This is a genomic window from Rhodococcus sp. IEGM 1241 (assembly GCF_033142365.1).
Lineage (GTDB): Bacteria > Actinomycetota > Actinomycetes > Mycobacteriales > Mycobacteriaceae > Rhodococcus_F > Rhodococcus_F erythropolis.
Map to the genome: position 1 here is coordinate 1,202,610 of NZ_JAWLSE010000001.1, position 24,765 is coordinate 1,227,374.

Here is a 24,765-nt window from a genome sequence, read left to right on the forward strand (position 1 = left end):
AGATGGTCGATTCCGGAGAACTGACTTCTTCTGACAGCCAGCCGCAGGAACACCACCTGCGGCTGGCTGTTCCCGCATCTCTCGAGAAGTTCGACAACCGCTTCACCGAGTGGGCGTGGGGGCTCCTCAAACTCGACTTCACCGGCATCGCGTTTGCCGCGTTCTTCTTCTGCTGGTCTCTGACGCCGTCGTTGCTGCCGCGCGATTGGCTCTTCCAGGGTCTGATCGGCGGCATCAACTCGGCCATCGGCTACGGCGTCGGCACCGCGATCGGTTGGGCTGTGGAGCGATACCTGCTCAGCGGTCGACGGTGGTGGCCCCTGCCCGAGCCGGTGCCTTCCGCGATCAAGGTCTTCGTACCGGTCGCATCCATCGTCGCGGCGATCATCATGTTGGTCTACGCCGCCGGGTGGCAACGCGAAATTGCGGCGCTGACCGACGCCGAAGGCACGACCACCTCCGGCTACATCCGAACCCTCGGATTGAGCCTCTTCATCGGCGGCCTGCTCATCTCGATCTGGCGGGTCCTCCACGATCTGGTGAAACTGATTGCCCGACAGCTGATGCGGCGGTTCCACTGGTCGCGGTCTGTGGCCAATGGTGTCGGCGTCCTGGTTGTCACCGTCCTGTTCTTCATGTTGGTCGACGGCGTCCTCGTCCGCGGAATCTATGCCGCGACCAACTCGATCTTCAGTCTGCAGAACTCGACCACTCGCGACGGCGTCGTCGAACCGCAGGATCCGATGAAATCGGGCAGCCCCGAATCTGCTGCTCCCTGGGACACATTGGGGTTCGAGGGGCGCAACTTCGTCTCGCGTGGACTGGACGCCCAGGAACTCGAAGCGGCAACCGGTAACCCTGCGATGGATCCGATTCGCGTGTATGCCGGACTCGAAAGCGCCGAAGATCCCGAAGAGCGTATGGATCTGGTCATCAAGGAACTGGAGCGAACCGGCGCCTTCCAACGCAAGGTCCTCGTGGTCATTCCGACGACAGGTACAGGGTGGGTCAATCCCACTGCGGCACAGGCAATCGAGCTTGTACATGGCGGCGACACTGCTCTTGTCGCCAGCCAGTACTCGTACCTGCCGAGTTGGATCTCGTTCCTCGCAGACCAGGAGAAGGCGCAAGCTGCCGGTCGCCTTTTGATCGAGCGGGTACACGAAAGATGGCTTCAGGAACCGGAAGCCACCAGACCGAAGTTCATGGTCTACGGCGAGAGCCTCGGCGTCATGGCCGGCGCGGGGGCATTCGACACACTGCAAGCGGCGCGCGATACCGCCGACGGAATTCTGTGGGTAGGTCCACCGAACGCGACGCAGTTGTGGCGTTCGATCGAGAAGAGGCGCGATCCCGGCACTCCCGAAGTGGCGCCCGTGTACGCGGACGGTCTGGCCGGAGTCCGGTTCGCGGATCGCTCCGAAGACATTCCGACCGACGGTATGACGTGGCCGCAGCCGCGAGTTCTGTTTGTCCAGCATCCTTCCGATCCGGTGGTGTGGTGGTCACCCGACCTCATGTTCAACCGGCCCGAGTGGCTCAAGGAAGTACCGGGATTCGACCGCTCACCGTCGATGAAATGGTTCCCGGTCGTGACGTTCTGGCAGGTGTCCGCAGACCTCGGTAACGCCGCGGGAGTTCCGGACGGTCACGGTCACAATTACGGAACTTCCGTTCTGGACGCCTGGATCAGCGTCGCCCAGCCCGAGGGATGGACGGCCGCAGAAACCGAGCGGGTGCGGTCGGCGTTGGTTGTCGCCGTGAAGTCCGAGGGCCCCGAGAAGTGAAGAGAGTCGCCTCGATCGCGCTCTCCGCCGCCGCGATCACCTGGAGCAATGTCGTGCTTCCGGCATTCGGTCTTTCGCCTCGCGCTCGCGCCGTGGTCAACACCGCGGCCGGTCTGTCGGCCATCGGAGTCTTACTCGCACGTGGTTACACCCGCGAGGAACTCGGATTGGCACACACCGGAATTCGTGGTGGTGCCCAGTTCGGCGGAGCCGCGGCCGGGGCGGTCCTCACCGGCTACAGCGCCGCTCTGGTTGTCCCGTCCTTGCGTGCGACACTCGCTGCCGACGAGCGAGCAGACGGCCGTGAGGACTTCCTCGAATGGATCATCTTGCACATCCCCTTCGGCACGGTGCTTTCCGAGGAACTGTTGTTCCGTAGCGCGATGTCCGCAGTCTGGAATCGTGAGCTGAACCGCCCCACCGCGCAGGCTGTTCATGCACTGACTTTCGGGTTGTGGCACGTCGCCCCCGCCCGCGGTGCCGGCGACAACGTTCCCGCTGCAGTGGCATTCACCGGCGCGTCGGCACTGCTGTTCGAGTGGCTGCATCGCAGGGGTGGCAGCGTCCTCGCACCGGCATTGCTGCACCTCGCGACCAATGCCGGTGGCGCACTTGCCGTTCGTATCGCTACTCGAAGACAAGGAGTGAACTGATGCCGCCCCGCCGCGCCGTCGACCCCGCCGAATTCCGTGCCGCAGTCCTGGCTGTCGGCCCGTGGCTTCGCGATCCGGAACTTCCGAAGCCTTCTCGCGCTGAACTCGGCGCCGCAGTGAAGATGAGTGCGCGCACTCTCGAACAGATCGCCCCAGGATCGAGCGTCGAGGTGCGGGTGCCGCCGTTTGTCGCCGTGCAATGCATCGAAGGTCCACGTCATACGCGCGGAACCCCGCCCAACGTCGTCGAGACGGACGCTCGCACGTGGTTGCAGATGGTCACCGGACTGCTCGAGTTCTCCGAGGCCGCAGGTGACGGACGAGTCGACGCATCAGGTAGCCGCGCCCCCGAAATTGCGCACTGGCTCCCACTGCTCCGGTTGGCGTAGTGACAGAGACCATCCGGTTCGCTTCGGCGTGATCTGAGGCCCAAGGCTGCCCTCAGGGGAAGTGTGTCCCAAAATGGCCGTAGACTGTGGATGCCCCCCAACCCCTGCCCACAAAGGGAGCGCCCGGTGACTCGTGCCGATCTGTCGGTCAACAGTCCAAATCTCCTCGCTTCGAACCCGTCCGACGAGGACGAGAACGAGCCCCGCGAAGAATGCGGTGTATTCGGCGTCTGGGCGCCGGGAGAGGATGTGGCGAAGCTCACTTATTACGGCCTGTACGCACTTCAGCACCGTGGTCAAGAAGCTGCCGGCATTGCGGTAGCCGACGGCTCCCAGGTGTTGGTGTTCAAGGATCTCGGCCTGGTCAGCCAGGTATTCGACGAGCAGACTCTCGCAGCGATGCCAGGACATGTCGCCGTCGGACATTGCCGTTACTCCACCACAGGTTCCACGACGTGGGAGAACGCGCAGCCCATCTTCCGTACGACCACTGCCGGTACCGGCATCGCGCTCGGCCACAACGGCAACCTGGTCAACACCGCTGAACTCGCGAGCCGCACCCGTGCAGCCGGCCTGGTCAACGACAAGCGCCCCAATGCCGCGACTTCCGACTCCGACCTCATCGGTGGTCTCCTGGCACACGCTGCCGGCGACAGCACCATCGAACAGGCCGCGATGGAATTGCTTCCCACGTTGGAGGGCGCGTTCTGCCTCACCTTCATGGACGAGCACACGCTGTACGCAGCGCGCGATCCGCACGGCATCCGCCCGCTCTGCCTCGGTCGACTCGACCGCGGTTGGGTAGTCGCCAGCGAGACCGCAGCCCTCGACATCGTCGGCGCGTCGTTCGTTCGCGACATCGAACCCGGTGAGCTACTCGCGATCGACGCAGACGGCGTCCGCTCCTCGCGTTTCGCGAACCCGACTCCCAAGGGTTGTGTCTTCGAGTACGTCTACCTCGCGCGTCCCGACAGCGTCATCGGTGGCCGTTCGGTCCACTCGACCCGCGTCGAGATCGGCCGTCTGCTCGCCAGCGAGCACCCCGCCGAAGGCGATCTGGTCATCCCCGTTCCCGAGTCCGGCACCCCCGCCGCCGTCGGGTACGCCCAGGGTTCGGGCATTCCTTACGGCCAGGGTTTGATGAAGAACGCTTACGTCGGCCGTACCTTCATCCAGCCGTCGCAGACGATCCGTCAGCTCGGTATCAGGCTCAAGCTCAACCCGCTCAAGGAAGTCATCCGCGGCAAGCGGCTTGTGGTGGTGGACGATTCGATCGTCCGCGGTAACACTCAGCGTGCGCTCATCCGGATGCTCCGCGAAGCCGGCGCCCTCGAAATTCACGTCCGTATCGCCTCGCCGCCGGTCAAGTGGCCCTGCTTCTACGGCATCGACTTCGCCTCACCGGCCGAATTGATCGCCAACGGAGCAGGCGGACAGGATGCGACGTTCGAGGAAATGCTCGACGGTGTGCGTCGTTCCATCGGAGCGGACACGCTCGGATACATCTCCACCGAAGGCATGATCGCCGCGACCGAGCAGCCGGCCAGCCGTCTGTGCGCCGCCTGCTTCGACGGGACCTACCCGATCGCGCTTCCCAAGGAAACGTCGATCGGCAAGAACGTCCTCGAGGGGATGCTCGAGAGCACCGCAGGTTCGACGGCCACTCGCGACAACGACAACGCGAGCGCGCTCAGCCGCCCCTGAACACCGAAAGCTGCAAAGCGCCGAAAATCGATAGCCGAGAATCTGCCGTCCACAACATGTGGGCGGCAGATTTTCTGTTCCACGACTTTCCGTTCGACGACACGGCATACGTCGTGAGCATCTGGCATAGTGCCCTCCGTGGCGCAACTGAGAATGGATGGGCACCGGGTACTGGTCGCAGACCTGGTGGGGGACACCATCAAAGCGATCAACGGTTCGATGGTGGCGTACGAGGGTGCGATCACCTTCAAGAACGCCGGTATGGGCGGTGGCGGAGGGTTACGTGCCGCGCTGAAACAGAAGGCGGCAGGTGAATCACTGTCCCTGATGGAAGTCAGCGGACAAGGCACCGTCTACTTCGCGGTCGACGCCCAGGACATCACGATCATCGAACTCGACAACGACGCTCTGCACGTGGAAGCGTCACAGTTGCTCGCACTGGTCGGACAGCTGCGAACCGATGTGAAATTTGCCGGCCTCCGCGGCGCAGGTTCCGGACAGGGCTTGTTCACGACGGTCGTCAGCGGCACCGGTCTGGTGGCCGTGCTGTCGAAGGGCGGACCGATCATCGCGCTCGAAGTCAGCCCGCAGTATCCGCTGGTTGCCGATCCCGACGCATTCGTCGCTCACCGTGGCCAGCTCAACCAGAGCTTCGTCACCGACGTCACCTGGCGCTCCGCGATCGGCGGTGGCAGCGGTGAAGCGTTCTCGCTGCGATTCGACGGATCCGGAGTCGTCTACATCCAGCCCGAGGAGCGCTGAACCATGCCGTTGGAATTGGTGAACAGCAAGGTCGTCAAGTCGACCCTCGCGCCTGGCCAGAACGTGCTTGCCCGCACCGGGTCGATGCTCTACTACACCGGTGACGTCCGCTTCGTCCCGCACAGCATGGGCGGTGGGCCAGGCGCCATGCCGAACATGGGCGGTATCGCCGGGATGGCCGGCCGCATGATGTCCGGCGAGCATGCACGCATGATGGCGGCCGAGGGAAACGGTGAGGTCTTCTACGGGCACGCCGGCTTGTATGTCGAGGTCATCCACCTCGACGGTTCGTCGATGCTCACGGTCGAAGCCGACCGACTCCTCGCACACGACGGTTACCTCCAGAGTTCGATAGTCGCTCTCACGTCGCAGGGCGGTGTGCGCGGAGCGGTACGCGGAGCGATGACCGGTCAAGGACTGTTCACGACGCAGTTGCACGGCCAGGGAAGCGTCGCGGTTCTCTCGCACGGGGGCGCGATTCCGTTGCAGGTCGGTCCGAACAATCCTCAGGTCGTCGTCGACCCACAGGCATACGTGTGCCATATCGGTCAGATCAACGTCGACATCTCCGCGAACGTCGGCTGGCGCGAGGCCGTCGGCAAAGGCTCGGGGGAGTCCATCCAGCTGAAGATGACCGGCGCCGGCACCGTCTGGGTCCAGGCGTCCGAGCAGAAGTTCTGAGAGGGCAAAGAGCATGGGTATCGAAATTCACAATCCGGCAACTCTGCCCGCCAACGACAACGTCCCGGGCAACGACTACGCCTTCTGCGTCGAGATGGCCGGACAACCGTGGTTCACGTCCAAGGGCGCGATGATCGCGTACTACGGAAACATCAACTTCGAGCCCCTCGGGCGCACGAGCATGACGGCGATCGTCGCGGCCAGGTTCTCTTCGCCGCTCTACGCGGACGACTGGGTGCTCGCCCAGGGGCAGGGCAAGTTGATCCTCGGCGACCGCGGATTCAATATCAATTCCTACGACCTCGACGACGGCAACCTCACGATTCGCGCGGCCAATCTCCTCGCCTTCGAGACGAGCCTGGACCTCAAACAGTCCATCGTCCCAGGCTTTTTGACGCTGCTGGGAACGGGCAAGTTCCTGGCGTCGTCCAACGGCCCGGTCATGTTCGCGGAGCCGCCGCTGCGCATCGACCCGCAGGCGTTGGTGGGTTGGGCCGACTGCCCGTCGCCGTCCCATCACTTCGATGCGGACTGGATGCAGAGCTTCCTGGGCGCGGTTCGGGGAAGCATGTTCGGCGCGAATACCGGTGAAGAACGCCAGTTCGATTTCACCGGAGCCGGCACGGTGCTGATCCAGTCGAGCGAGAAGGTCGTCCACGACGGGCACCTCCTCAAACACATCGAATCCGAGACCGTTGCACTCGGGCAGAACAGTCTGCGAGCGCTGCACTCCTCGATCGGTGCGCGGCTGCAGAACTGACGTCTCGGGGTACGCGAGGTCTCACCGAGGGGGCCGGTCCGGTAGCGTATGGGCGTAATCGTCGGTATTTGTGTGCGCGCTCTGGGTCTCGAGTCGAACGATCCATCTCGCGTCACGAGGATTGCAAACACTTCACATTGCAAGACCACTTACCTGTGCACGAGCAATACGTGCTCGCGAGAAATACAAGGCTGGAGTAGTAACCCGATGACCGAGGACAGTCACCGCACCGCAGGCGCCTCCTACGCGGCAGCAGGAGTCGATATCGCCGCAGGCGACCGGGCGGTGGAACTCTTCGCCCCTCTGGCCAAGAAGGCCAGCCGCCCCGAGGTCATGGGTGGCCTCGGTGGTTTCGCCGGCTTGTTCTCCCTCAAGGGTGACTACAAGGAGCCGCTGCTCGCCGCATCGACCGACGGCGTCGGAACCAAGCTCGCTGTCGCGCAGGCGATGGACAAGCACGACACGGTCGGACTCGACCTCGTCGCCATGGTTGTCGACGACCTCGTCGTCTGTGGCGCCGAGCCGCTGTTCCTTCAGGACTACATCGCTGTCGGCCGAGTCATCCCCGAGCGCGTCGCGGAATTGGTCAGCGGCATCGCCGAGGGCTGCATCCAGGCCGGTTGCGCTCTCCTCGGTGGCGAGACCGCCGAGCACCCCGGCATCATGGCTGACGGTGACTACGACCTCTCCGCCACCGGCGTCGGTGTCGTGGAGGCCGAGAAGCTGCTCGGACCGGACCGCGTTCGCCCCGGCGACGTCGTCATCGCCATGGGCTCGTCGGGACTTCACTCCAACGGTTACTCCCTGGCCCGCAAGGTCCTGCTCGAGATCGACCGCATGAACCTGAGCGCACACGTCGACGAGTTCGGCCGCACGCTCGGTGAAGAACTGCTCGAGCCCACGAAGATCTACGCCAAGGACTGCCTGGCACTCGCTGCCGAGACCGACGTGCGCACCTTCTGCCACGTCACGGGTGGCGGCCTTGCCAACAACCTCGCGCGCGTCATGCCCAAGGGCTTGGTCGCCGAACTCGATCGCGGAACCTGGAGCCCCGCTCCGGTGTTCGCGATGATCGCGCAGCGCGGACGCGTCGAGCGCGCCGAGATGGAGCAGACCTTCAACATGGGCGTCGGCATGGTTGCCGTCGTGGCGCCCGAGGACGTCGACCGCGCACTTGCCGTCCTGACTGCACGCCACATCGACTGCTGGACGCTCGGTAGCGTCAAGAAGGCGTCGGACGCCGCTGCAGAGCGTGCGTTCCTGGCCGGAGACCACCCGCGCTTTTAGACCACAACGTCAACTGCCCCATCGGAGAGATCCGGTGGGGCAGTTTTGTGTGTACGTACAAGCAGGCGCGAGGCAGAAAATGGAACGCAAAAATGAGGAAGAGCGATCAGCTCTTCCTCATTTCACAGTCTGCGCGGTGGCAGTGCGCGGTCAACGCCGCCAGTCGTCGTAGTCGTCCTCTCGCGCATGCCCTTCCCTATCGGAAGTCTGGTCCGATCGGACACTGCTCCGATGCGAGTTGGTCGATCCACCTGCGAGCTCTCTTTGCAGGCTGTCGAAATCCGTGGTCGGTACGCTGTATTTCAATTCGCGTGCAACCTTGGTCTGCTTTGCCTTAGCCCGGCCGCGGCCCATGGCTGACCCCCTCGCGCTTTCGCGGGGCGGCCTGGGGAATTTGGCGGCCCCGTTTGAGTGTGTAAGTTTCCTGACACACACTCTAGCGTGGAAAAGTCGCTTCCGCTTCCACGAACGCCTCACCGCCGTGTCTGATTGCTCTCACTATGGCCGCGAGCTGCCAGGATGCTGAAAGAACTCGTCAGAACTTTGTGAGAACTGCTCAGAAGTTTCCGGGAATTGCGCGAATCGTCCCCACTCGGGCGTCCCCGCCGAAGACCGGAGCGTATGCGAGAGCCGCCAATTCCTCGGTCCACTCGGTGTTCATTCGCTTGAGCAGAGCTGCCGCCAATGGCAGGAGCGCCCGCTCGTGGCCGTCGTCGATCTTGAGGGCGAAAGCGGAACCGTCGGGAAGCGCTCCGGCGTAGATGCCGTCGTATCCGGTCTTGGAGAACAGACCCGGCACGGCGGACATCAGGCGCTGATCGTTGCGGCCCGTGCCCGAGACGAGGAAGGGGTTTTCGCGGACCGCGTCGGCCACAGCCCGTTCAGGGGAGTCCGGCTCAGCCGAGGGCAGGCGTCCGAATGCCCGAGCCAGGTTCGTGAGCGAAAGCGGGACGATCGGGAGACCACAACCGTCGATGCCGAGTTCCTGCTCTTCCTCGCCGCTGAGATCGAAGATCGTCTCCTGGATCGCGAGTTGGAGGGGATGGGTCGGCTCCATGTACGTCTCGAGCGGCCAGTCGTTCACCACACACGTCGCGAGCATCGCGGAGTGCTTGCCCGAGCAGGTCATGTAGATCGGACTGGGAAGCTCGCCCGCTGCGATCAGTTCGGCTCGGGCCAGTTCGTTGCCCGGCAGATCGGAGGGGCACTGCAACTGGTCGACACCGAGTTGGTAGCGCGCGAGAAGCGCGGCGACCAGTTCGATGTGATCGGCCTCGCCCGCATGTGAGGACGACGCGACGGCCAACTCTTCCGGACTGGTGGGTGCAAAGCCGTTACGAAGCGCAGCGACGGCTTGCAGCGGCTTGTTCGCCGAGCGCGGGTAGATGGGTGTGTGAATCTCCCCGAGTCCGACAACGACCTCGCCGTCGGCGCCGAGAATGACGGCCGATCCGCGATGCACGCATTCGCGGAATCCGGAGCGGACCACTTCCACCAATTCGATACTCACGAGTGCACCTGCGCTTCTGCTTGTTCGATGAACCTCTGGACGCGCACGGCGACGTTCGGTGCAAGATCGGTGTGTTCTGCGAGGAGCCGTCGGAGTCTCTCGGGGTCGGTTCCGGCGAAGACCTCTCGAACAGTCACGCCGTGATCCGGTACGTGGACTCGGGTGACCGAGTCGCCCGCGGCGATCGTGCCGGTCCGGTTGACGCGAAGGTAGGCGCCGACGTCGGTCCGCTCGGTGAATCTTTTGACCCAGCCCTTTTCCGCGGCCCAGATGCCGAAGGTGCCGCACGGGACGCGGGGAGCGGTTACCTCGAGTTCGAGAACGTCCGACGCCTCGGCTCCGGTGATGTGCCAACGCTCGCCGATCACGGCGTCCGTGACGAGCATTCCGCTGATGTGGAGGTTCTCGCCGAACCACCCCGGGGCGAGCGGTCGGCCCAACTCGTCCGACCATCGCTGCGCTTCGTCGCGCTGATACGCGTAGACAGCTTGGAAGGCGCCGCCGTGGAATTCGGTGTCGCAGACGTAGTCGCCACCCAGACCGAGTCGTCCCACCGCGACGCGGCCGTCGACGGGACGCTTGTCGATCGCGGTCCGGGGGACTCGCCTGACGCCACTGTCACGTTCGGTGTGGACGACGCAGACCGCGTCGACCATGCCCGTCACTTTCCGCGCAATCGGTTGACAGCCTCACGTCCGGCCTGGGGTGCGTCGTCCGCGACGATCGAATCCGGATCGATGGACGCAGCGCTGGGGCCGGCCATCAGTTCGGTGTCGACCGGAATGTTGCGCTTGATCAGAGCGAGCGCGATGGGGCCGAGTTCGTGATGATTGACGACGGTCCCGACACGTCCGACTGCCCGTCCGCCCGCCGTGATCGGGTCACCCGGTTCCGGGACCGCTTCGGCGCTGCCGTCGAGGTGCAACATAACGAGATGGCGCGGGGGCTTGCCGAGATTGTGAACCCGGGCGACGGTTTCCTGACCGCGGTAGCAGCCCTTGTCGAGGTGGACGGCGCCGTGTTCGGCCGGCCCGCCGATCCAGTGGACCTCGTGCGGGATCGTCCGCTCGTCGGTGTCCAGTCCGAGGCGAGGCCTCCTCGCTTCGACGCGGAGCGCCTCGAAGGCCCAACTTCCGGCGGGCTTGGCACCGGCATCGGTCAGCTTGGTCCACCATGCCGCCAGTTGCTCACGTGGGACGAGCAGATCGAAAGAGTCCTCGGTGGGCCACGGCATGCGGCGGACGAACCCGCCGTCGGCCAGCGCGAGAGCGTCGTAGGCATCGGTTGGTGTCTGCACGCCGATCGCGGAGAGGACAGCCGGGGATTCGGGACCGACCAGGCTCAGGACCGCGAGTTCGTTGCCGTCCCGAGGTTCGGCCTTGGACCAGAACACCATCTTCTTCAAGAAGGAGAGGAGGTCGGGTCCGCGATCGGCTTCGGTGTCGATCCAGGTGACACCGGCCAGGTCCGTCTGCACGAAGTGGTGCTCGACGCGTCCGTTGACATCCAGGCTCAGGTTCTCGGCACTCTTGCCGTCGGGGAGCGCGGCGATGTGCTGGCTCGAAATCGTGTGCAGCCACGTGAGGCGTTCGTCGCCGGGAATGGCGATCACGAATCTGTGACTGCGGTCGACCACCACTGCTGCGCGCTGCGCGGTTCGCTGTTCACCGAGGGGATCGCCGTAGTGCCATGCGACACCGATGTCGGCCGAACCGTCCGGTGCGGTGACCGCGCCGGGGGAAGTCAGAAGTGGGCTGTTGGGCACAAGAGCGTTGTCGACCACAAGACCAGTCTAGGAGTGTGGGCGGGATCGCGGTTACAGGGCGGCCCCGGCGGCTTGGCGGATCGTTAGGGTTGATGGCATGCCTGATCGCGTATTGGTGACTCTCGACCATGAGGTGCTCGATGCTGACGCACCGTTTCTGCACGCCGACGACCTGGCGGTGGTGCGCGGCGACGGAGTCTTCGAGACGCTGTTGGTGCGCGACGGTAGGGCGCGGGTGGTCGAGGGACATCTGAGTCGACTGGTTCTGAGCGCGCGGGCACTGGGTCTGCCCGCCCCCGTTCTCGATGACTGGCGTCTGGCGATCGAGATGGCAGCCGAGGAGTGGGGGACAGAGAAGGAAGGCGCTCTTCGTCTTGTTCTGACCCGCGGCCGTGAGAGCGGTGACAAGCCGACAGCCTTCGTGATGGTCGGTCCGGTGGCTGATCGGGTCAGACAGGTCCGCGAATCGGGGCTGTCGGTGATGACTCTCGAGCGAGGTTTCTCGGTCGATCTCTCTGCCCGGGCACCCTGGCAGCTACTGGGCGCGAAGACGTTGTCCTACGCAACCAACATGGCAGCGCTCCGATATGCGGCGAATTTGGGTGCCGACGATGTGATCTTCGTCAGTTCCGAGGGCAATGTGTTGGAGGGGCCACGCTCGACGGTGGTGATCGTTCGGGACAGGACTTTGATCACACCGCCTCCCGCACAGGGCATTTTGATGGGTACGACGCAGCGTGCTCTGTTCGACGTTGCCGGCAGTGCTCGCTTCGATTGCCGATACGAAACCCTCCGACCTGCGGATTTGATTGCGGCCGACGGAGTGTGGATGGTTTCGAGCGTCACGCTGGCCGCACGCGTCCATACACTCGACGGGCTCGCATTGCCAGAGCCGAAGGTCTCCGAGGAATTCGCGGAATTGGTTGAACGTGCAATTGATTCGGATTCAGCAGGGCGATAGGCGAATAGGAATCGCGACAGGTCTCTACTACATTTGGTAGTAGCAAAGTCCTGCGGTCCAAACCGGACAGCAGTACCGTGTCCGCAGGGGCCGAGCGACTGCCCGCGTCTCGAACCCCGAAGCCTGTCCCAGGGCCCTACTCTCGGAGTAGCCAATGGATACTTTGGACGTCTCCAGGTGGCAGTTCGGTATCACTACCGTCTACCACTTCATCCTTGTTCCGCTGACCATCGGACTTGCACCGATGATCGCGATCATGCAGACGATGTGGGTGGTCACCAAAAAGGACCACTGGTATCGGCTCACCAAGTTTTTCGGCAAGCTCTTTCTCATCAACTTCGCACTCGGTGTAGCCACCGGCATCGTGCAGGAGTTCCAGTTCGGCATGAACTGGAGCGAGTACTCGCGATTCGTCGGCGACGTGTTCGGAGCTCCACTCGCGTTGGAAGGCCTGGTCGCCTTCTTCATGGAGTCCGTCTTCATCGGACTGTGGATCTTCGGTTGGGGCAGGCTTCCCAAACTTGTACACCTGGCGTGCATTTGGCTCGTGGCGATCGGCGTCAACGCGTCGGCGTTCTTCATCATCGCGGCCAACTCGTTCATGCAGCATCCGGTCGGTGCGACGTACAACCCTGAGACGGGTCGTGCCGAGCTCACCAGTATCTGGGAGCTGTTGACCAACAACACCGCTCTTGCTGCCTTCCCGCACGCGGTTGCCGGCGCCTTCTTGACGGCGGCGACGTTTGTTGCCGGCATCAGTGGTTGGTGGATGGTGCGGAACATGCGCCGCGCCAAGCAGGCTGAGGCCGCCGAAGCCGAGCGTCTCGAAACCGACGCGCGAACGATGTACCGCCCGGCAACACGATTCGCCTTGCTCGTCATGATCGTGGCCGGGATCGGCATCATCTACACCGGTGACGTCCAAGGCAAGCTCATGTTCCAGCAGCAACCCATGAAGATGGCGTCGGCAGAATCGCTGTGCGACACCGAGATGGATCCGGATTTCTCGATTCTCACCATCGGTACACACAACAACTGTGACAGCGTGACGCACGTTCTGAAGGTGCCGTTCGTTCTACCGTGGTTGGCCGAGGGCAAGTTCACCGGCGTCGAACTGCAAGGCGTGAACCAACTGCAGGAGCAGGCGGAGCAGGACTTCGGACCGGGCAACTACCGACCGAATCTCTTTGTCACGTACTGGTCTTTCCGCGCCATGATCGGCCTCGCCGCCGGTTCGGCAGCACTGGCTCTCGCGGGACTGTGGGTCACACGTAAGGGGCGGGTCCCGGACCAGAAGTGGTTCGGAATCCTCAGTCTCGTCGCGATTCCCACTCCGTTCATGGCGAACAGCGCGGGCTGGATCTTCACCGAGATGGGCCGTCAGCCGTGGGTGGTGCATCCCAATCCAACCGGCGTCGACATGATCAGACTGACTGTCGACCAAGGTGTTTCGGACCACGCGTCGGCTACCGTCTGGGCTTCGCTGATCACCTTCACCCTCCTTTACGGAGCGCTGGGTGTGGTCTGGTTCAAGCTGATCGTGCGGTACGCGAAGGAAGGTCCGTTGGAGCACGACATGCATCCGCCGGGCGATACGGATCATGACGAGCCGGAAGATCCGGACAAGCCCAAACAACTGTCGTTCGCGTACTAGGAGGCGATCATGGGACTTCAAGAAGTATGGTTCGTGCTCGTCGCAGTGCTCTTCATCGGTTACTTCGTCCTCGAAGGGTTCGACTTCGGTGTCGGAATGCTCATGCCGATCGTCGGCAGAGGCAGTGACCTCCCGGCAGATACGCGTCGACGGGTGGCGCTCAACACGATCGGCCCGGTGTGGGACGGCAACGAGGTGTGGCTGATCACCGCCGGTGGCGCGATGTTCGCGGCATTCCCGGAGTGGTACGCGACATTGTTCTCCGGGTTCTATCTGCCGCTGCTGATCATCCTGGTGGCCTTGATCGTTCGAATCTGTGCCATCGAATGGCGAAGCAAGATCGACGACGACAAATGGCGTCAGCGCTGCGACTGGGGCATCATCTTCGGCTCCTGGGTCCCGGCAATTCTCTGGGGTGTGGCTTTCGCGAACATCGTTCGGGGCGTGGCGATCAACGCCGACAAGCAGGTCGAGTCGGGATTCTTCGATCTGCTCAACCCGTACGCACTGCTCGGCGGTCTGACCACCGCGCTGGTGTTCGCTCTCCACGGCGCTGTGTTCCTGGCACTCAAGAGTGCCGACGAGGTTCGTGAAGACGCAGTGAAAATTGCTGCACGACTCGCAATTCCGGCTATTCCCGTCGCCGGCGGATTCGTCCTGTGGACGCAGCTCGCCTACGGCAAGGGATGGACGTGGATTCTGGTAGCCGCAGCTGCTGCTGCACTGATCGGCGTCGTCTTCCTGACGCGGGCCGAGCGTGAAGGCTGGGCCTTCGTTCTCACCTGTGTGGCCGTCATCGCCACCGTCGTGCTGCTGTTCGCCTCGCTGTTCCCGAACGTCATGCCGTCGACGCTCGATCCGGCGTACAGCCTGACCATCGAGAACGCGTCGTCGAGTCCGTACACGCTCAAGGTGATGACGTGGGCCGCGGCATTCATGACGCCGGTGGTGATCATCTACCAGGGTTGGACGTACTGGGTGTTCCGACAGCGCATCTCCTCCAAGCAGATTCCGGCGTCGATCGGTCTGCGATTCAAGGAGAAGACGTGGTAGTCACCAACCTTGAATCACGAAACATTCGAATGCCGAAAGAACTGACGGTCGAATTCACGTGACTATCGAAGTAGGCGACGCTCCCACCACTCGGGAGCGTCGCCGGGGGCCGATCGACCCGCGACTGTGGCGCCATTCCGCCTCTGCGCGCGGCTATCTGATCCTGACGGTCGCTCTGTCGATGGTGAACGTCGTGATGGTCATCGTCGCGGCGCTCATGATCGGCCGAGTGCTGGCCGGAGTGATCACCACTCGAACTGTGAATGTTTCTTCGTGGACAACCGAATTGGTTGTTCTGGCCGCAGCTGTGGCAGTCAGGGTTCTGGGGACCTGGTTGCAGACGAGGTATGCGCACCGGACGTCGACTCGCGTCGTTGCCGAGATCAAGAACGGCGTGCTGACGTCGGCGACGGCGATGAGTCCGCGCGATCTGGATCCTCGGCGGGACGAGATCGCGACCGTGGTCACCCGCGGTGTCGACGGCCTCGGTCCGTACCTGACTGGATACCTTCCGGCTCTGGTCCTGTCGGTGACACTGACGCCTATCACCCTGATAGTCATTGCGGTGCAGGACATGACGTCCGCGGTCATCATTTTCGTGACGCTGCCGCTGATCCCGATCTTCATGATTCTCATCGGCTTGCTGACGAAGGGTAAGTCGGAGAAGACACTGGCCGCGATGACCACGCTGTCTTCGCAACTGCTCGATCTACTTGCCGGACTGCCGACACTGCGAGCGCTCGGTCGTCAGCAAGGCCCTGCCGAGCGTGTCCGTGAACTCGGTGACGCCCATCGACGGACGACCATGTCTGCCCTCCGCGTCGCATTCCTGTCCTCGATGGTGCTTGAACTGCTCGCAACACTCTGCGTCGCATTGGTGGCCGTGAGCATCGGCTTGCGACTCGTGTACGGGGACATGTCACTCGAGCCGGGGATAGTCGCGTTGATCCTCGCACCCGAGGTGTATCTGCCGCTTCGGATGGTGGGAACCCAGTTCCACGCCGCCGAGGACGGAATGGCGGCAGCCGACAAGGCATTCGAGGTGATCGAGGCGGATTCTGCGGCACCGGAGGGTGGTAGCACGACGGTGGTCGCTCGCGGTGCCGACATCGTCTTCGACGGACTCGGCGTGACCTCTCGTGGGGGAGTCGCACCGTCTCAACTTTCCGCCGTGGCGTTGCCAGGGGCGATCACCGTGCTCACCGGTCCCAACGGCTGCGGCAAGTCGACGGCAGTGCACGCGCTACTCGGGCTGATCGAACCGAGCAGTGGCCGCGTGACGGTCGCCGGCGTCGATGTCCGAGACCTGGACGAGCACGCGTGGTGGAGTCAGTTGGCATGGCTTCCCCAGTATCCGGTCCTCCTACCCGGCACCGTTCGTGAAAATCTCGATCTCACCGGGGTCGTCGATGCGCAAGCATTGGCTCGCGCCGCTGCTGCGACGGGATTCGACGCGGTATTGGCCGAGCTGCCTGCGGGTGTCGAGACCGTTATCGGCGTCGGCGGCACAGGTTTGTCGCTGGGGCAGCGACAACGACTGGCGCTGACACGCGTGCTCGCCTCCGACCGCGCAGTTCTTGTCCTGGACGAACCCACCGCTCACCTCGATTCCGATTCTGAAGGGACAGTGTTGGCTTCTCTGAGAGCACGGGCGGAGCGCGGCGACACAGTCGTCGTGATCGGCCACCGTCCGAGTGTGCTCGCCGCAGCTGACCGGATCGTCGAGGTGCGCGCTCATGAGAAGTGACGCTCACGATCCGCTTCTGCGTGCTCTTCGGCTACTGGAACTTCGACCACGACGCGTACTGACTGCGGTGGCCGCCGGTGTGGCAACACTCGGTAGCGCACTCGCCTTGGCCGCGCTGTCCGCATGGTTGATCACGCGCGCATGGGAGATGCCTCCCGTTCTCGATCTCAGCGTCGCTGTGGTTGCCGTACGCGCGTTGGGAATCTCACGTGGTGTCTTCCGCTATCTCGAGCGATTGACGACGCACGACGTTGCATTGCGCGGCACCACCGCAGCGCGGTCGAGGATCTACCAGCAGTTGGCAGCGGGAGATCCCGCGGCCGCCGCCGGACTACGACGCGGTGACCTGCTCTCCCGTACGGGCGCCGACGTGGACGCACTGGGCGACGTCGTCGTCAAAGCGCTGATCCCGATTGCTGTTTCGGTTGTCCTCGCCTTCGCCGCGGTGGGAATCCTGTTGTTCATCTCGGTTCCGGCCGCACTCATTCTGGCTGTCGCGCTGGCGGTGTCCGGGATTGCGGCGCCCTGGCTGTCGGCGCGAGCTGCTCGACTTGCGGAGGCCGACAGTTCAGCTGCCGCAGCGCGATTCAGTGAGTCGGCGGTTACCGCGCTCGACCATTCCGCTGAGCTTCGAGTATCAGGTCGCTTGGATCAGGCGGTGAGCGAGGCTGTGTCCGCCGAGAACGAGGTGGTCGATGCAACCGATCGCGCGGCGGTACCGAGTGCCTTTGCCGCCGCTGCGACGCCCCTGGCAATCGGTGTGAGCGTCCTCGGTGCCCTGTTGATCGGAATTACGCTGTACGGAACCACCGACATGTCACCGATGTCCATGGGAATCCTTGTACTGCTTCCGCTGTCGGCTTTCGAGGGAACCGCGATACTGCCCAGCGCGGCGGTGGCGTTGACCAAGGCGCGGCTGGCGTCGGCTCGCATCATGGCGGTACTCGATCGAGCCGACGCGGAACACGTCGAAGGAAATCGTGCGTGGCCGGAGAACGGGATTCTCAGCGTGCATGCATTGCAGGCGGGTTGGCCCGGGGGAAAGGTGACCGAACCGCTCTCCGTGGATCTTCCTCGCGGTGCCCGCGTTGCCGTCGTCGGGGAGAGTGGATCCGGAAAGACCACCGCACTGACGACGACGGCGGGGTTGCTGCCGCCCGTCGCGGGAACAGTTCGCGTTGGCGCAGTGGATATTTCGGATATCGATCCGGCCGAACTGCGCAAGCACGTGGGGTACTTCGCCGAAGATGCACACCTCTTCGAGACGTCGGTACTCGAGAACCTGCGCGTTGCGCGGGGTGACCTCACCGCCGAGGACGCGGAGAAGGCACTTGCCGCAGTTGGTCTCGGCGACTGGTTGTCGGAACTGCCGGAAGGGCTCGATACCTACCTGGTCGGCGGTATGCGAGCGGTTTCGGGCGGTGAGCGTCGTCGGTTGCTGTTGGCACGCGCGATCGTCTCGCCTGCGGAGGTGCTGCTGCTCGACGAGCCGACCGAGCACATGGACGCGGATGCGGGCGCTCAGTTGCTCCGCGAGTTGCTCAGTCGCGACGCAACGCTGGTCGATTCTTCGCGAACCGTTGTTGTCGTCACCCACCAACTTCCGGACGGCACAGCAGCTGACCAGGTGATATGCGTCGGAAAAGTTTCTGTGGAAAATACGTTGCCGTCGTCGTGAAGTGGGCGTACTTTCTCCTTTACACAAGGAAGGAGGTGGTCTGAAATTGAAGTACAGACGGACGCGTGAGGTGGCTGCCAGCTAGCCGCAATCGCTGATGGAATTCACTTACCGCGTGAGCGGCCGGCGAATCCCAGGCAGCCACCCGACCCCCGAGCCCCCGATCAGTCCGACCGGGATCCGCGCGAAAGCGTGGGTGTGGCTCGGGGGTCGCTTCGTGCCGTGCGCCTTTATTAACCCCCGGCGGTTAATAAAGGCGCACAGCGTGGACAAGGATTAGGCCCCCACCATCCACCGCGCTCGAGGATCGCTCTGACCTCGGCTGCAGTTCGGCACGAGGCCCCCTCCACCTCCTCCCAACCGAAGACCAGTGTGGCGTTGCCTGACAGTTCGGATGCGTTACCTCGCCGCCGATCCCGCAGTGCAGTCGCCCGAGAAGAGTGGAAGGCAAAACCGTCGAGTCGAACGATCAGTGCGACACCGCAATTGCGGTAGTCGACGTCCTCGTAGAGAGTTCTCCCGTCGACGATGACCGGCGATTGCCGTCGTGCTTCCGGCAAACCGTGTGCTCGCTCGACTTCGATTGCGTAGCGATGTTCGAGTACCGACTGGACGCCGCGATCCAAGAGGTCCAATGTCGAGGACAGCGCTTTGACATATCGCCTCGGCCGGCGGCACTCCATTCGGGTGCGTAGTTCCACCCGGGACACCTTGCACGCCGTGGCGGATCGGACCAGAGAACGAGCGGCGTCGCGAGCCGACGGCTCTGCAACTGCCAGGTCAATTGCGGTGTCGGCCAGCGAAGTACGAGCAGGCTGCGTGGCAACGCCGATGTGGGCCTGAGCGCGTGAACGATGAACGATCACTCCGGGATGGGCAGTGGACCACCCCAACGGAACGGGGCGCGCCGGGGAGCGTTCGGGTCTGACCGTCGGACTCTGACAGCGTGAGGATCTGCCGTATCGGACAGTGATGTGGACCGGCAGTTCGGACTCGATGTGCGTGAGCCCCCACTCTTCAGCAGCAGTCCGGTGACTCAGGTAGGTCTCTCCGCCGCCGAACAGAAGGGCGGCCTCGAGAATCATTGCTCGGTTGAGTGGGCCGTTGGTGCTGGATTGAACGCCGTGGAGGACGGAAGTCCATTGACCCGATTCGACCAGATGTTGGATGCGCCGCGGTGAATAGCCGAAAGGGCGCAGCTGTTTATTGGTCGCGAGCCCGTGCTGGAAGTCGAAGAGTCTTCGGAGATCAGGATCGATGTAGTCGCAGTTCATGCGAATACCGTGAGATCGCGATCCGACAGGAATCGGTCGAAACTGCCGCTCCAGAGCCCGCCTGTGGAATTTGTCGGTGCCTGTGGATGGATCTGCTGTGCGCCTTTATTAACCGCCGGGGGTTAATAAAGGCGCACAGCAGAACTAGCCGATGTAGCGGGTCAGCCGCGCCGAGAGGCGCGGTTCCAGGCCACCGTCAGACATGATCCGCTCTTCGACGTACGCGAGGTCGCCGCCTTCGACGATGCCGTAGAGGCGCTTCGCGCCGCCGTACAGTGCACCGGACTGGCTGCGGATCACCACGTCGGTGGCAAGTTCCCACGACGCCTGGGTGAGCGCACGGCCGTAGTACATTTCGACGACGCCGGAGCTGTGGCTGAGCAGGAGTTCGACGACTTCCTGGTTGACGCTGCCCGGGATGCCGTCGCCGCCCATGCGCCAGTACCCGCTCTCGCGCAGATCAGGGCTCACGTACTTGCCCTCGGCGTCGAGACGCCAAGATCTGGACTCCCAATTGAGGTAGGGGCCGCCGTCGTGAGAGATGACGATCTGCTGACCGAAGGCGTAGTCGCCGGTCTCGTCGTGCCCTTCGCCTTCGCCGCGCCAGACGCCGACGAGGGGGAGCAGTGCGAGGAGTTCGGGATTGATGTCCGGGCCGAGGCGCAGGTTTGCGGTGTCCTCTGGCAACGGAAGGTCCGGCAGGGTCGGAATGTTGAGCGACGCCGTCGACTTGGAGCGCTCGACGGCGATGGCGACAGCTTCGTCCCCGCTGCCGCGCCTTACGGCACCTGCAGCGGCGGAATCGTCAGCGGTCGCGTCGGACCCTGAATCCGGAGCCTGACTCACGACTCGTCGGTGACCAAGCGGTACACGACGTACACGGAGAACCAAGCGATCATGACGGATGCGAGTGCGAGGAGTACCTCGAAGAAAATGACCACGGGTACATCTTAGACCGCGGCGACCGACCGGAAAAATCGGGAGCCGGAATGCAGAAGGCCCCGCACCGAATGGGTGCGGGGCCGCCTGGAAAAGCAGGAATTACTTGCTGACGGTCACGTCCACGTTGTGCACGCCCGAGCCCTCGGGAGCGACGGTGGATGTGCCGTTGCCCGAGCTGGACAGTGCACGCACGGTCCACTCGCCCGGAGCGGCGAAGAAGCGGAAATCGCCGGTTCCCGATGCCACGACCTCGGCCGTGAACTCTCCGGAGCCGTCGAGCAGGCGCACGAATGCGCCGCCGATGGGCTGGCCGTCAGCGGCGAGAACGCGGCCGGTGATGACCGTTTCCTTCTCGACGTCGACGCCGGCAGGCAGGGTCTGCCCCTGGGTAGGTGCTCCACACATGATCAGGCTCCCAATTCGATCGGTGCGCCGACGAGTGAGCCGTATTCGACCCAGCTGCCGTCGTAGTTCTTGACGTTGTTCTTGCCGAGGATCTCCTGCAGTACGAACCAGGTGTGGCTCGAGCGCTCGCCGATGCGGCAGTAGGCGATCGTTTCCTTGGTGTCGTCGAAGCCCTTCTCCGCGTACAGCTTGGTGAGGTCGTCGTCCGACTTGAAGGTGCCGTCCTCGTTGGCGGTGGTGCTCCACGGGATGTTGATGGCTCCGGGGACGTGGCCACGCTGCTGCGCCTGCTCCTGCGGAAGGTGGGCGGGAGCGAGGATCTTGCCGGAGAACTCGTCAGGGCTGCGAACGTCGACGAGGTTCTTGCTGCCGATGGCGTCGATGACCTCGTCGCGGAATGCGCGGATCGAGAAGTCGGGGGTCTCGGCCTTGTACTGCGTGGCTTCGCGGTTGACTGCGTCCTTGGAGAGCGGGCGTCCGTCGAGTTCCCACTTCTTGCGGCCGCCGTCGATCAGCTTGATGTCCTGGTGGCCGTACAGCTTGAAGTACCAGTACGCGTAAGCAGCGAACCAGTTGTTGTTGCCACCGTAGAGAACGACGGTGTCGTCGTTCGCAATGCCCTTGGCGGAGAGCAGGTCCGAGAACTGCTCCTGGTTCAGGAAGTCGCGTCGGACGCCGTCCTGGAGGTCCTTGCGCCAGTCGAGCTTGACTGCACCCTCGATGTGGCCGCCGTCGTATGCGCTGGTGTCCTCGTCCACCTCGACAAAAACGGTCTTGGGGGTGTTGAGGTTCTGCTCAGCCCAGTCAGCGGAGACTAGGACGTCGGAGCGAGCCATGGTGTTCCTTTCGATGTGGTCTTGCATCGGTCGATATCTAGCAGGGGTTCAGCGGGGTTGTGTGGCAAGCGTTTTCACGCGGTGGTCGCGCGGCCGGTATTTCGCAGCCTGGCGACGAGTGGGTAGATCTGGCAGCCGAGGCAGATGCCGAACGCGGCGTTGAGCAGGGCCGCGAACAGGGCGAAGCCGGTGGCAACGGTGCCGACGATCGTCGACCCGGCCAGGAAACCGACCGTGCCTGCCAACGCGAAGACGAAGCCGACGAACTGAGCGAAGCGCAACGGCGCCACGGGTTCGCGTTCGCTGACCGGCGAGAGTCGCGGGGCGACGAGCTTGCCGAAGATCTGGCCGTACGGGCTGCGCTTGGGGCCGAGTACCGCTCCGACTGCGAAGACGATCGCCTGCAATGCGAGAACGACGGTGGCGGCGGGCAGAGAGAAGGTCGAGAGGATGAGCGTGAGAACGAGAACGCCGGTGGTGACCCACGCGGCGAACCGAGGTCCGCGGACGTCGACTTGCTCGAGCTGGGCTGTGGTTGTGGACATCGGGAGTGCTCCTGCGCTGGATTGCATGGTGCTTGCCTGGACCGAGAAAAGGGGACGCAAAAGTCCCACTCGGTGGATTGATCACGTGAGCGAAAGCTCGAAGGTCAGAGAGATCTGACGGATGTGGTGATCAGCAACAGGTACAGCAACAGCCCCCGAGGCGGCACAGGTCTACTGCGCGGCGTCGGGTGAGCATCAGCTCGTGGCGGGTTTGCACGTCGGCGAGTTTACCCCGAATTCTCGGATTTTGGCTCGTGGGGTCCGGATAGTGGTACGAGCGCAGCTTTCAGATCGGCTGCGGACGGCACTCCGGACACTCGGAACTGTTCCTCCAGGCCACCGTCGAGGATGAACGTGGTGGGCAGCGACAGGACGCTCATTTCGCGTGCCAGAGCCGGTTCCTTGTCGATGTCGAGCTCGATCTCCACCGGCGGACGGGGAGCGTCCGCCATCGAAACCACAACCTGGCCGACGACGCGGCGTACTGCCGCGCACGGTCCGCACCAGTCGGCGGAGAAATGCAGTACGACGGGCCCGCCGTTCGGCGAAGACACTCCGGCAGAACTCAGCAGTTCGAGGCGGCTGTTCGTGGTGCCGGATGCCGCGGTGGTGGCTCGGACTGCTCCGTTGCGTGACTTGAGAAAGAGCCCGACCGCGACGACGGCGACAAGCGCGACCAGCAGAATTGTGATCCCGGTCATCGGTTCTGCAGCTCTGCGAGATCGATCGTCGTGTTTTCGGCGCTGCCTTCGATCACGATTCTTCCGCCTTCCGCGTAGACCAGGCTCGGCTGAATTCCGTAGGGGAGTGCCTGCGGATCGATCGTGTAGCTGAACAATCCGAGGACCACGGGTTCGAGTGCTGCGGGGATCGAGAAATCGGCTTTGCCCTCCGGACCGAAGTACAGGTTGCTTGCGACGATCTTGACCTGCCCACCTTCCAGAACCAGGTTGGCCTGGACGCTCACTGCAGTCTCGACCGGACCGACGGCAACCGTTCCGGTCAGCACGACGGCCCCCGCGGTGCTCGCGCCCGTTCCACCGCTGCCCCCGGTGCCATCCGACTTGTTGGCCGGCGGCGAAGATACCTGCAGGTCAGGGATGTTGAGCAGCTTTCCGAGGTCGGTGGCGTTGATTCCCATCCGGCCGTCGAGTTTGTCGACGGGGAGCTGGGTGACATTGCCGTTCACGATGTCGGAGAAGGGAACGGTGACCCCGCGCAGGTCGGCTTCGACGGTCACTTCGCCGACCACGTCGCTCTGGACGCCGGTAGCTCTGACGTAGACGTCCTTGTATTTCCCGCCGAGTGCTTGGGTGAGGAAGGGGAACCCGTTGAAGGTGACCTCAGGATCCGACTCGAGTGATGCGCCGGTTCGGAGCTCGCGGGAAACCCGGTACTCGGCGTACGCGGCAGCGCCGAAATCGGCCACCAGTCCGAGGCCGAGGAGAAAGACGATGCCGATGATCAGTTTGCGCACCGCACCATTGTGACGGACTCCGGTCGGGGTTCGATGCGACGGCCCCGGTACCAGGCACGCTAATGTAGGGACCGACCAAAAGCGTCGAACTACTCGAGCGTTGCCCTCACGGGTTGCGCGGGCTACTAGATAGGAGGCCGTGTGGAACTGCTCCTCCTCACCTCCGACCCCAACCCGGAAGCTGTACTACCGGCGTTGGCGTTGCTGGCGCACTCGGTTCGGCCTGCCCCCACAGAGGTTTCCTCGCTACTCGAGGCAAGTTCCGCGGACGTGGCATTGGTGGATGCGCGCACTGATCTAGCTGCCGCACGCGGGTTGTGTCGATTGCTCGGAAGCACAGGATCCGCAGTACCTGTGGTCGCCGTCCTCACCGAAGGCGGACTCGTTGCCGTCAACGCCGACTGGGGGTTGGACGACATCCTGCTTCCCGGTACCGGTCCGGCTGAGGTGGACGCCCGATTGCGGTTGTTGGTCGCCCGCAGCGGCGGTGTTGCCAGTCCGGAAGCGTCGGGAAAGATCACGCTGGGCGAACTGGTTATCGACGAGGGGACGTACACGGCACGACTGCGTGGACGGCCCCTTGATTTGACTTACAAGGAATTCGAGCTGCTCAAGTACCTCGCGCAGCATGCCGGTCGGGTATTCACCCGGGCACAGCTGTTGCAGGAAGTGTGGGGCTACGACTTCTTCGGCGGCACCAGGACGGTCGACGTCCACGTGCGTCGTCTGCGGGCGAAACTCGGCACCGAATACGAGTCCTTGATCGGTACAGTCCGAAATGTCGGATACAAGGCAGTGCGTCCGACGAGGGCCAAGGGCGGCGCAGCTGCTCCCGTTCAGTTCGAGGACGACGAAGACGTCGACTACGACGCGGCCGACGGATCGGTGGTCTGAC

The 24,765-nt window shown here is 63.6% G+C and carries 26 protein-coding genes; 14 read left to right on the plus strand and 12 right to left on the minus strand.

Translation table 11 applies throughout. The features are described 5' to 3' along the window. Positions 1–2: 2 nt before the first annotated feature. The 8 genes from R4P70_RS05795 to purM all read left to right on the plus strand — a co-directional run bounded on the left by R4P70_RS05795 (position 3) and on the right by purM (position 8,023). A complete protein-coding gene (locus R4P70_RS05795) occupies positions 3–1,787 on the plus strand; it encodes an alpha/beta hydrolase (RefSeq protein ID WP_020970624.1) in 1,785 nt (594 codons plus the stop codon). Beyond that, entirely contained in the window at positions 1,784–2,440 is a 657-nt protein-coding gene (locus R4P70_RS05800) for a CPBP family intramembrane glutamic endopeptidase (RefSeq protein ID WP_317830523.1), read from the plus strand. The genes R4P70_RS05795 and R4P70_RS05800 overlap by 4 nt, the downstream gene beginning before the upstream one ends. Then, positions 2,440–2,829, plus strand: a complete 390-nt coding sequence (locus R4P70_RS05805) for a sterol carrier family protein (RefSeq protein ID WP_003939745.1) — start codon at positions 2,440–2,442, stop codon at positions 2,827–2,829. The genes R4P70_RS05800 and R4P70_RS05805 overlap by 1 nt, the downstream gene beginning before the upstream one ends. A gap of 126 nt (positions 2,830–2,955) precedes the next feature. After that, positions 2,956–4,533, plus strand: coding sequence for an amidophosphoribosyltransferase (gene purF / locus R4P70_RS05810; RefSeq protein ID WP_003940541.1), 1,578 nt, complete (start codon positions 2,956–2,958; stop codon positions 4,531–4,533). Positions 4,534–4,686: 153 nt separating this feature from the next. Next, the gene (locus R4P70_RS05815; protein WP_020970622.1) at positions 4,687–5,295 is read left to right on the plus strand and encodes an AIM24 family protein; all 609 of its coding nucleotides are present in this window, start codon (positions 4,687–4,689) and stop codon (positions 5,293–5,295) included. A 3-nt stretch (positions 5,296–5,298) separates the two neighbouring features. Further along, positions 5,299–5,976 carry an AIM24 family protein gene (locus R4P70_RS05820; protein WP_047889835.1) on the plus strand — a complete coding sequence of 226 codons (678 nt, stop codon included), beginning with the start codon at positions 5,299–5,301 and terminating at the stop codon, positions 5,974–5,976. A 13-nt stretch (positions 5,977–5,989) separates the two neighbouring features. After that, positions 5,990–6,736, plus strand: coding sequence for an AIM24 family protein (locus tag R4P70_RS05825; protein ID WP_019745100.1), 747 nt, complete (start codon positions 5,990–5,992; stop codon positions 6,734–6,736). A gap of 207 nt (positions 6,737–6,943) precedes the next feature. Further along, positions 6,944–8,023, plus strand: a complete 1,080-nt coding sequence (gene purM, locus R4P70_RS05830; RefSeq protein ID WP_003940225.1) for a phosphoribosylformylglycinamidine cyclo-ligase — start codon at positions 6,944–6,946, stop codon at positions 8,021–8,023. Positions 8,024–8,173: 150 nt separating this feature from the next. On the opposite strand, the gene R4P70_RS05835 is transcribed toward purM, so the two are convergent. The 4 genes from R4P70_RS05835 to R4P70_RS05850 form a co-directional block, all read right to left on the minus strand. Beyond that, positions 8,174–8,377, minus strand: a complete 204-nt coding sequence (locus R4P70_RS05835) for a DUF3073 domain-containing protein (protein WP_003940337.1) — start codon at positions 8,375–8,377, stop codon at positions 8,174–8,176. A gap of 202 nt (positions 8,378–8,579) precedes the next feature. Beyond that, complete coding sequence (locus R4P70_RS05840; RefSeq protein ID WP_317830524.1) at positions 8,580–9,533, minus strand: asparaginase; 954 nt, start codon at positions 9,531–9,533, stop codon at positions 8,580–8,582. Beyond that, positions 9,530–10,198, minus strand: a complete 669-nt coding sequence (locus R4P70_RS05845; protein ID WP_411742458.1) for an MOSC domain-containing protein — start codon at positions 10,196–10,198, stop codon at positions 9,530–9,532. The genes R4P70_RS05840 and R4P70_RS05845 overlap by 4 nt, the downstream gene beginning before the upstream one ends. Next, entirely contained in the window at positions 10,195–11,316 is a 1,122-nt protein-coding gene (locus tag R4P70_RS05850) for a YgfZ/GcvT domain-containing protein (protein ID WP_020908934.1), read from the minus strand. The genes R4P70_RS05845 and R4P70_RS05850 overlap by 4 nt, the downstream gene beginning before the upstream one ends. Positions 11,317–11,395: 79 nt before the next feature. Here R4P70_RS05850 and R4P70_RS05855 point away from each other — a divergent pair, with 79 nt between their 5' ends. From R4P70_RS05855 to cydC, 5 genes are all read left to right on the plus strand, one after another. Then, positions 11,396–12,259 (plus strand): aminodeoxychorismate lyase, encoded by an 864-nt coding sequence (locus R4P70_RS05855; protein WP_019745097.1) that lies wholly within the window; start codon positions 11,396–11,398, stop codon positions 12,257–12,259. 154 nt (positions 12,260–12,413) lie between these two features. Next, entirely contained in the window at positions 12,414–13,913 is a 1,500-nt protein-coding gene (locus tag R4P70_RS05860; RefSeq protein ID WP_020970618.1) for a cytochrome ubiquinol oxidase subunit I, read from the plus strand. Between the two features lie 9 nt (positions 13,914–13,922). Further along, positions 13,923–14,966 carry a cytochrome d ubiquinol oxidase subunit II gene (cydB, locus tag R4P70_RS05865; protein WP_019745095.1) on the plus strand — a complete coding sequence of 348 codons (1,044 nt, stop codon included), beginning with the start codon at positions 13,923–13,925 and terminating at the stop codon, positions 14,964–14,966. A gap of 58 nt (positions 14,967–15,024) precedes the next feature. After that, a complete protein-coding gene (cydD, locus tag R4P70_RS05870) occupies positions 15,025–16,713 on the plus strand; it encodes a thiol reductant ABC exporter subunit CydD (protein WP_317830525.1) in 1,689 nt (562 codons plus the stop codon). Next, positions 16,703–18,391 (plus strand): thiol reductant ABC exporter subunit CydC, encoded by a 1,689-nt coding sequence (cydC, locus tag R4P70_RS05875; RefSeq protein WP_317830526.1) that lies wholly within the window; start codon positions 16,703–16,705, stop codon positions 18,389–18,391. Before cydD ends, cydC begins: the two co-directional genes overlap by 11 nt. Before the next feature lie 233 nt (positions 18,392–18,624). Here cydC and R4P70_RS05880 read toward each other — a convergent pair whose 3' ends face one another. The 8 genes from R4P70_RS05880 to R4P70_RS05910 form a co-directional block, all read right to left on the minus strand. Beyond that, positions 18,625–19,665 carry a type IV toxin-antitoxin system AbiEi family antitoxin domain-containing protein gene (locus tag R4P70_RS05880; protein ID WP_317830527.1) on the minus strand — a complete coding sequence of 347 codons (1,041 nt, stop codon included), beginning with the start codon at positions 19,663–19,665 and terminating at the stop codon, positions 18,625–18,627. Between the two features lie 144 nt (positions 19,666–19,809). Next, positions 19,810–20,415: an FABP family protein gene (locus R4P70_RS05885; protein ID WP_170320401.1), complete on the minus strand. Its 606-nt coding sequence runs from the start codon at positions 20,413–20,415 to the stop codon at positions 19,810–19,812. A 291-nt stretch (positions 20,416–20,706) separates the two neighbouring features. Beyond that, entirely contained in the window at positions 20,707–21,012 is a 306-nt protein-coding gene (locus R4P70_RS05890) for a DUF1416 domain-containing protein (RefSeq protein WP_003939797.1), read from the minus strand. Between the two features lie 2 nt (positions 21,013–21,014). Continuing rightward, entirely contained in the window at positions 21,015–21,848 is an 834-nt protein-coding gene (locus R4P70_RS05895) for a sulfurtransferase (RefSeq protein ID WP_020908929.1), read from the minus strand. Between the two features lie 74 nt (positions 21,849–21,922). Then, positions 21,923–22,393, minus strand: coding sequence for a DUF4395 domain-containing protein (locus tag R4P70_RS05900; RefSeq protein WP_020970613.1), 471 nt, complete (start codon positions 22,391–22,393; stop codon positions 21,923–21,925). A 130-nt stretch (positions 22,394–22,523) separates the two neighbouring features. After that, positions 22,524–22,610 (minus strand): putative leader peptide, encoded by an 87-nt coding sequence (locus R4P70_RS32680; RefSeq protein WP_350318872.1) that lies wholly within the window; start codon positions 22,608–22,610, stop codon positions 22,524–22,526. 10 nt (positions 22,611–22,620) lie between these two features. Then, on the minus strand, positions 22,621–23,094 hold the full coding sequence (locus R4P70_RS05905) for a thioredoxin family protein (protein WP_019745090.1): 474 nt from the start codon (positions 23,092–23,094) through the stop codon (positions 22,621–22,623). Further along, positions 23,091–23,870 carry an LmeA family phospholipid-binding protein gene (locus R4P70_RS05910; protein ID WP_003939847.1) on the minus strand — a complete coding sequence of 260 codons (780 nt, stop codon included), beginning with the start codon at positions 23,868–23,870 and terminating at the stop codon, positions 23,091–23,093. Before R4P70_RS05910 ends, R4P70_RS05905 begins: the two co-directional genes overlap by 4 nt. Positions 23,871–24,011: 141 nt before the next feature. On the opposite strand from R4P70_RS05910, the gene R4P70_RS05915 reads away from it, so the two are divergent. Beyond that, a complete protein-coding gene (locus R4P70_RS05915) occupies positions 24,012–24,764 on the plus strand; it encodes a winged-helix domain-containing protein (protein ID WP_003939728.1) in 753 nt (250 codons plus the stop codon). The last annotated feature ends 1 nt before the right edge of the window (position 24,765 follow it).